The following is an 8212-nucleotide window of genomic DNA, read 5'->3' on the forward strand; positions in this document are numbered from 1 at the left end:
CACCACAAAAATCCCCAACATCATCACACACCACCGCGGGGTGGAGCAGCCCGGTAGCTCGTCAGGCTCATAACCTGAAGGCCGCAGGTTCAAATCCTGCCCCCGCAACCATGAATCCCGTTTAATATCAAATACTTAGGCCGCCTCATGGGCGGCCTTTTGCGTTTCTGCTCCGCGCGCAGGATGCGTATAGGATGCAAATGGGAGTGAAACTCCAGCGTAGATAGGACTGAAATCGGGGCGTTTCACGATGGCGTGATCTTTGTCGGCAGCCTTATCGATCAGTGGAAATTACGCGATCTGACGACGATGCGCTCACCGGCGGAATCGCTGTCATGGGTGCTCTCAGCAGAGGAGCGATTACCGATGTCTGCGAGCAACCCGGAAAGGTCGGTGATCTCTTTTGCTACCAGATGCACGACGTCACCTTCCTTCTGGAGCATGCCCGTCACCGCCAGCATCTGCCCACCAAGCACCACGCGCCGGTTTGCATCGAACATATCCGGCCAGATGATGACGTTCATGTTGGCTGTCTCGTCCTCCAGCGTCATGAACACCACGCCTTCGGCAGACCCTGGTCGCTGCCGAACCAGCACCAGCCCTGCCACGGTGAGACGCTTCCCATCCTTTGCCGCCAGCGCCTGCCGACAGGTGACGATGTCCCGTTCTCGCAGATCCCTGCGAAGAAATGCGAGGGGATGGTCCCGCAGGGTCAGGCCAAGCCGGTTATAGTCCCGCACTACCTCGGCGCCATCCCGCATGGGCTGCAGCAACACATCCGGCTCCTCCGCTTCACGCGTTACTTCCGCAGCCGCAAACAGGGGCAGGGGTTCATCGCGCAGAGCTTTGATCGCCCAGAGCGCCTCGCGCCGTGTCAGCCCGAGCGAAGGGCGGAACGCGTCCGCTTCGGCCAGATGGGTCAGGGCTGCCGACTTCACGCCAGCCCGACGCCACAGATCATCAATGGATGTAAAGGGACGGGAGGCTCGTGCGGCAACAATCCGGGCCGCATCGTCATTGGCCAGGCCCTTGACCAGACTGATGCCCAGCCGCACGGCGAAGCGACCCTCCGGTGTTTCCGGCCCTTCCAGTGTGCTGTCCCAGCGTGAAGCATTCACGCAGACAGGCCTGACCTCCACGCCGTGTTCCCGCGCATCGCGGACCAGTTGTGCCGGCGCATAGAACCCCATCGGCTGGCTGTTCAGGAGTGAGGTCAGAAACACATCCGGATGGGTGCATTTCATCCATGACGACGAGTAGGCCAGAATGGCGAAACTGGCCGCGTGGCTCTCGGGAAATCCGTAAGAACCGAAGCCTTCCAGTTGCTGATAGATCCGCTCGGCGAATTCCTCATCATACCCATTGGCGCGCATGCCTTCGATCAGGCGTGTCTGAAACTGCGAGACGGTACCGGTATTCTTGAAAGTCGCCATCGCGCGACGCAACTGATCGGCCTCGGCGGCGGTAAACCCTGCACAGATCATGGCGACCTGCATCGCCTGTTCCTGAAACAACGGGATACCGAGCGTCTTTTTCAGAACCTTTTCCAGTTCAGGTGTCGGATAGTTTTCCGGTTCGATCCCTTCGCGCCTGCGGAGATAGGGATGGACCATATCCTCCTGTATAGGGCCGGGACGCACGATCGCGACCTCAATGACGAGATCATAGAACACACGCGGCTTCAGGCGCGGCAGCATGGACATCTGCGCGCGGGATTCAATTTGGAACACGCCGATCGTGTCGGCCTTGCGGATCATGGCGTAGGTGCGCGGATCCTCGGCCGGGAGGGCCTGGAGCGTAAAGTGTTGGCCTTTGTGCGCCGCCAGCAGGTCCAGACCTTTCTTCATGCAGGTCAGCATGCCAAGGGCCAGAATATCGACCTTCATGAATTTCAGGACGTCGATATCATCCTTGTCCCATTCGATGATCTGGCGCTGCTCCATCGACGCAGGCTCAATGGGCACAAGCTCATCCAGCCGGTCATGCGTCAGCACAAATCCCCCGGGATGCTGTGACAGATGACGGGGTACGCCGATCAGGCAGCGGGCCAGATCAAGCGTCAGGCGGATACGGCGGTCTGACAGATCAATGCCACTATCAGTCAGGGCGTCATCGTCCAGCCTGTGGCCCCAACCATGAGTCTGGCCCGAGAGCGTGCGGATCAGGTCTTCCGGCAGGCCCATGACCTTGCCAACATCCCGCAAAGCCCCTTTGGCGCGATAGCGGATCACCACGGCTGTCAGGGCCGCGCGGTCACGTCCGTAATGCTCATACACCCACTGGATGACCTGCTCGCGCCGTGCATGCTCGAAATCCACGTCGATGTCCGGCGGCTCGCCCCGCTCTTCGGAGACGAAGCGCTCGAACAGCAGCGAATTACGGGCGGGGTCGATGGCTGTGATGCCGAGCACGTAGCAGACGGCAGAATTGGCCGCCGAGCCGCGTCCCTGACAGAGAATATCCTGAGAGCGGGCATAGCGGACAATGCTGTTCACGGTCAGGAAATAGGGCGCGTAGGCCATGCGCCCGATCAGGCCGAGTTCATGGCGGAGCGTTTCCGCCACGTCATCCGGTACGCCATCCGGATAGACGGAACGGGCGCCCTCCCAGGTCAGCGCCTCCAGCGCCTGCTGGGGTGTCTGGCCAGGTACGGAGACTTCATCAGGATACTGGTAGGCCAGATCATCGAGCGAGAAGCGGCAGCGCTCCACGATATCCATGGTGCGGGCGGCGGCTTCAGGGTAACGGCTGAACAGCCGGGCCATTTCCTGTGGCGGTTTGAGATAGCGGTCCGCGTGACGCTCGCGGACGAACCCGGCCTCGTCGATGGTGGTGTTATGCCGGATGCAGGTGACGACATCCTGAAGGATGCGCCGGTCGTGGGTATGGAACAGCACGTCATTGGTCACAACGGTTGGCACCCGTGCCTGATGCGCCAGGTTGGCAAGCTCATACAGCCGCATCGGGTCATTGGGACGGCGTAGCAGGGTGAGCGCCATATAGGCACGGTCAGCAAAGGCGTCCTTCAGCTTGCGCAGATGCAGACCGCAGGCATCATCCGCCGTGTCGGGGATCAGGACAACGATCAGGCCTTCACCCCAGGTGACGAGATCCTCCCAGAGCAGATGGCATTTCCCTTTGCCAGCGCGCGCCTTACCGATGGTGAGCAGACGACACAACCGGCCATAGGCGGCCCGGTCCGTCGGGTAGACCAACACGGGCGGAAAATCCGCCAGATCGAGACGGCATCCCACGACAAGCCGGAGCCCCGCCTGTTTCGCCGCCACATGCGCCTGTACCATGCCGGCCAGAGAATTGCGGTCGCAGATACCGAGCGCCTCCATACCAAGTGCCTTGGCCTGTTCGAACAGTTCGATCGGGGAGGATGCCCCGCGCAGGAACGAGAAATAGGTCGTGACCTGTAGTTCGGTATAACGCGGTGCGGATATGGTCATCCGAAGATTCCGTGCAAGAACCAGCCCTGCGAGCCGGTCTCGCCATGCTCGCCATCACCCGCCCGGTAGAGCCAGAAGCGCTCTCCAGACGTGTCCTCCACCCGGAAGTAATCCCGGTCGATGGTCAGTTCAGCATCATTCTTCCACCATTCACCAAAGACCCGCTCCGGGCCGTCAGCGCATTTCACTTTCCGCCGCACCCCTCGCCAGATGAAGAACAGCGGCGGCTGGTCCGGCAGTTCCGCCATGGCCTGCACCGGCTCAGGTCGTGCGAGCAGGCGCGTCGGACGCGGCCAGTGATCCGGCCAGTCCTTCGTCTCCTCGGGGGCCAGAGCGGGCACGCGGCAGAAGGAGCGTTCGGGCAGATCACTTTCCACCGGGGCAAACCGATAGAGCGCCTGCATACCCACACGGTTGGCCAGTGTGTCGACCAGATCAGACACATCGGTCTCTTCCTCGGCAATCAGGGAGGAGACCGTCTGCCGCCGGTCCATGGGTTCCGCCTGTGACGCGATCAGCACCATGCGCTCGATGCCGAAGCCCGGATTGATCGTTTCAATTTTCTCGCACAGCAGCCGCGTCAGACGTTTCACGTCCCGTACGGGCATGGCGGTCGCCACACGGATCGCTTCGGTGCGACTGTCCACGCGATGCAGCAGCAGGTCGAGGCGGCGCACGCCCTGTCCACGTTCGTCCAGCCCCTGGCAGAGCAGCGGCACCAGCTTGCCGATATAGCGCGCGATGGTCTCAGCAGCGCCGATGGGTTCGGCAAAGTTCCGGCTGACCTCGACTGGATCGACGGGACGGACCGGAAGGATGGCTTCCCCGATGCGTCCAAAGGCCTGATCCAGCCTGCGGGCGATATCAGGACCGAACCGCAGCGCTAGGGGTGCCCGTGGCATGGCGGCCAGTGGTCCGATGCGCGACACACCCAGCGTGGCCAGACCTTCGATAATGGTGGGGGGCAGGCGCAGCGCCTCAAGGGGAAGATCGGCCAGTGCCTTTGACGCATCACCGGCCTGCACAACGGCAATCGGTACCCGGCCATAGCGGGCGATGGCGTGCGCAGCGCCCCACGTCTCCGCCACCACGGCCTTTGCCCGGAACCCGGCGCCCGCCATGCGATGAACCATGTCCTTGAGCATGGGAAGTTCACCGCCATGCAGGTGATCCGCCCCGGTCGTGTCCAGAACCAGGCCGTCCGGCGCATCGACGGCCACGATGGGCGCGATCCTGTGCTGGAACCATAGCGCCAGCTTTTCCAGACCCAGTCGGTCGTCCTCGGGATCGGCGTCCATCAGCACCAGATCGGGATAGAGCGCCTGAGCCTTGGCGACCGGCGTGCCGGGGCGCAGCCCCAGCTTCCGGGCGGCGAGATCGACCGACAAGACAATCCGTCGCCGTCCTTCGCGCCCGGCCAGCGCCAGCGGCGTTTCAGGCGCGGGCGCGTCTGGTCCAAGTCGTTTCCTGATCCGGTCGGTCGCCCAGAGTGGCAGGTAAAGCGAGACGATCCGCGACCGGGATACAGGGGGCGAGCCTTCCTTTGGCATCACAGGCCTCCACTTCAAAATCGGCACATTCACCCGCCCGGGCACGGATCAGTTCCAGCAGCCAGCGGGGCCGTCCCACACCGGGCACCGGCAACGGCACGGATGGCAGGACGGACACCCGCCATCGGGTCACACTGGCAGTCGGCTGGCCGAAATCCGCCGCATCAGTCTGTCGTCGCCAGCGGCGTATCGCGATGCCCAGAGAGCCGGATGTCTCGGCCGCCAGTTGCAGGCGACGTGAGGCGGTCATGGACAGACGCGCCACCTCGGCGACCACGGCCCCCAGGCCACCATGCCGCAGCCCTTCCTCGAAGCAGGCCAGCACATCGACATCCGAACTGGCCTCGACAAAAATGGTCCGCCGAGCAGAAAGCCCGACCTGTTTCAGGGAGGGGGCGAACACATCCTGGCGGGTGACGATCCAGAGCACCTTGCCACGTGTGCGAGCCGCAATCCCGGCGCAGAACTGACCGGCGGCGGCACTGTGCAAGGCGTCATTCCCACCGCCGGCCACTTCATGAAGGGCACCGAGCGCCAGCCCGCCACCGGGCAGGCGGCTGTCGATCTCGCGCACGCCAAAAGGCAGCACCGTGCGGCGTCGGTCGCTGTGCCCTTCGAGACGGCTGATTGCGGCCCGCAGCGTCTCCAGACCGGGTTTTTTATGGATTTCAGCAGTCATGTCACGGCTCGACGGTCCTTGTGCAGGCGTATTTCATGATTATATGTTCCTGATTTGTTCTAATCATGCTACGCAAGTCAATGCAAATTCGCTCCGTATCCGGCATGCTGGTATCCGATGTTGGATCAGTATCGTTGATGAAAGTGCGCTAAGGAATTGAATCCAGAACTTTCTCCCGCTTCGGGCAGCGACGATTATCTGTCCCGTCTGAATGACGCGCAGCGGCAGGCCGTCACGCACGGGACCGGAGTCTCGCCGGGCGGGGCGGATTCATCCCCTCTGCTGGTCATTGCTGGCGCCGGATCGGGCAAGACCAACACACTGGCCCATCGGGTCGCGCATCTGATCGCCTCAGGCGCCGATCCGCGCCGCATCCTGCTGCTGACCTTCTCGCGGCGGGCCAGTGTAGAGATGACGCGACGGGTAGAGCGCATTTGCAAAACGGTGCTCGGCGGCAAAGCCGGACCTCTGGCTGACGCGTTGGCCTGGGCCGGGACGTTCCACTCCATCGGTGCGCGGCTGCTGCGGGAGTATGCCCAGCAGATTGGCATGGACCCGGCGTTTTCGATCCATGATCGGGAAGATTCTGCTGACCTGATGAATCTGATCCGCCATGATCTGGGGTTTTCGAAAACCGAGAAGCGGTTCCCCGGCAAGGGTACGTGTCTTGCCATCTATTCCCGCGTGGTGAATTCCGGCGCACCGCTCGCCGATGTATTGCTTAAGCACTATCCGTGGTGCGCGGGCTGGGAAGCCCAGCTCAAACAGCTGTTTGCAGGCTATGTCACGGCGAAACAGGAACAGGGCGTGCTGGATTATGACGACCTGCTGCTGTGCTGGGCGCAGATGGTCAGCGATCCGGTACTGGCCGCCGATATCGGCGGCAAATGGGATCATGTGCTGGTTGACGAGTATCAGGACACCAACCGGCTGCAGGCGGAGAACCTGCTGGGCATGAAGCCGGATGGACGCGGCCTTACGGTGGTGGGCGACGACGCGCAGTCGATCTATGCTTTCCGGGCCGCGACCGTGCGCAACATTCTCGATTTTCCGGCGTCTTTCGATCCTCCAGCATGCGTCGTGACGCTGGACCGGAACTATCGTTCCACGAAACCCATTCTGGATGCCGCCAACGCCGTGATCGGGGAAGCAGCCGAGCGGTTCACCAAGGATCTGTGGACCGAACGGGCGTCGGAGGAAAAGCCACGACTGGTCACCATCCAGGACGACACGGCGCAGGCCAATTACATCGCGGATCGGGTGCTGGAAGAGCGTGAGGCCGGCACACGGATGAAGCAGCAGGCGGTGCTGTTCCGGGCTTCGCACCATAGCGGCACGCTGGAGGTGGAACTGACAAGGCGCAACATCCCGTTCGTGAAGTTTGGCGGCCTGAAGTTTCTCGACAGCGCCCATGTCAAGGATGTGCTGGCCCTGCTGCGCTTTGCCCAGAACCCGCGCGACCGCATTGCGGGCTTCCGGATTCTGCAGCTTCTGCCGGGCGTGGGGCCGACCTCAGCCCGGCGCGTGCTGGATACAATGGGCGAGAATGCCCATCCCTTCGATGCGCTGCGGGACGTGAAAGCACCACCGCGCAGTGGCGAGGCCTGGACGGGGTTTGTGAATCTGCTGACCGCTCTTGGCGGCCATCAGGTCGGCTGGCCGGGCGAGATCGCGGCTGTGCGCTACTGGTATGAACCGCATCTGGAGCGTCTACATGAGGACGCTTCCACCCGTCTGGCCGATCTGGTGCAGCTGGAGCAGATCGCCGGCGGCTATCCGTCACGCGAGAAGTTCCTGACCGAACTGACGCTGGACCCGCCGGATGCCACGTCCGACCAGGCTGGCGTGCCGCTGCTGGATGAGGATTACCTGATCCTCTCGACGATCCATTCCGCCAAGGGGCAGGAATGGAAGAATGTCTTCGTGATGAATGTGGTGGATGGCTGCATTCCGTCCGATCTGGCGACAGGCGAGCAGGATGACATCGAGGAGGAGCGCCGGCTGCTGTATGTCGCCATGACGCGGGCGAAGGACAGTCTCGATATCATGGTGCCGCAGCGTTTCTATGTGCATGGCCAGCACAGCCGGGGCGACCGGCATGTCTATGCCTCACGCACCCGTTTCATCGACCGGGACATGCTGCCCTTGTTCGAGGCTGTGTCGTGGCCCGTCGTGAAGCCGGAAGAGCAGGCCCGGCAGGAGGCGGTGAATTCGGTGCGGATCGACATGGCCGCCCGCCTGCGCGGCATGTGGTCGTAAGGGGACAGGCGGATGTGCAATCTCTATTCCATGACTTCCAACCCACAGGCGATCAAGGACGTTGCAAAAGTCCTCGAGGATCGCACGGGGAATCTCCAGCCATTGCCCGAGATTTACCCGAACACGATGGCACCGGTTGTGCGGAATGGAGACAATGGTGTGAGTGCTGGTTGTAATCTCCCCAAATGTGCTGGTTGAAAATTCCCCAGTTTGAGGACTGTGCGTGATCGTCATGGGGGCATGCCCCCATGACGATCACGCGGCACATT

The 8212-nt window shown here is 62.3% G+C and carries 4 protein-coding genes, 1 tRNA gene and 1 pseudogene; 3 read left to right on the forward strand and 3 right to left on the reverse strand.

Features of this window, described 5'->3' with window-relative positions; translation table 11 throughout:
* The first annotated feature begins 34 nt into the window (after positions 1–34).
* Positions 35–111: transfer RNA gene (locus HKD31_RS15460), tRNA-Met, on the forward strand.
* Positions 112–281: 170 nt separating this feature from the next.
* Here the strand turns inward: HKD31_RS15460 and HKD31_RS15465 are convergent.
* Genes HKD31_RS15465 through HKD31_RS15475 form a run of 3 tightly spaced genes read right to left on the reverse strand, consistent with a single transcriptional unit; the run spans position 282 to position 5684 of the window.
* A complete protein-coding gene (locus HKD31_RS15465) occupies positions 282–3455 on the reverse strand; it encodes an error-prone DNA polymerase (RefSeq protein ID WP_034927523.1) in 3174 nt (1057 codons plus the stop codon).
* Positions 3452–5005 carry a DNA polymerase Y family protein gene (locus tag HKD31_RS15470; RefSeq protein ID WP_228120942.1) on the reverse strand — a complete coding sequence of 518 codons (1554 nt, stop codon included), beginning with the start codon at positions 5003–5005 and terminating at the stop codon, positions 3452–3454. Before HKD31_RS15470 ends, HKD31_RS15465 begins: the two co-directional genes overlap by 4 nt.
* Complete coding sequence (locus HKD31_RS15475) at positions 4890–5684, reverse strand: ImuA family protein (protein ID WP_034927520.1); 795 nt, start codon at positions 5682–5684, stop codon at positions 4890–4892. Before HKD31_RS15475 ends, HKD31_RS15470 begins: the two co-directional genes overlap by 116 nt.
* A gap of 156 nt (positions 5685–5840) precedes the next feature.
* On the opposite strand from HKD31_RS15475, the gene HKD31_RS15480 reads away from it, so the two are divergent.
* Together HKD31_RS15480 and HKD31_RS16185 are read left to right on the forward strand one after the other, a co-directional pair.
* Positions 5841–7943: an ATP-dependent helicase gene (locus HKD31_RS15480; protein WP_051671984.1), complete on the forward strand. Its 2103-nt coding sequence runs from the start codon at positions 5841–5843 to the stop codon at positions 7941–7943.
* 12 nt (positions 7944–7955) lie between these two features.
* Positions 7956–8102 (forward strand): annotated as a pseudogene (locus tag HKD31_RS16185) (SOS response-associated peptidase); the annotation flags it as partial.
* Between the last annotated feature and the right edge of the window lie 110 nt (positions 8103–8212).

The sequence above is a fragment of the Gluconobacter potus genome, assembly GCF_015244705.1.
Taxonomy (GTDB): domain Bacteria; phylum Pseudomonadota; class Alphaproteobacteria; order Acetobacterales; family Acetobacteraceae; genus Gluconobacter; species Gluconobacter potus.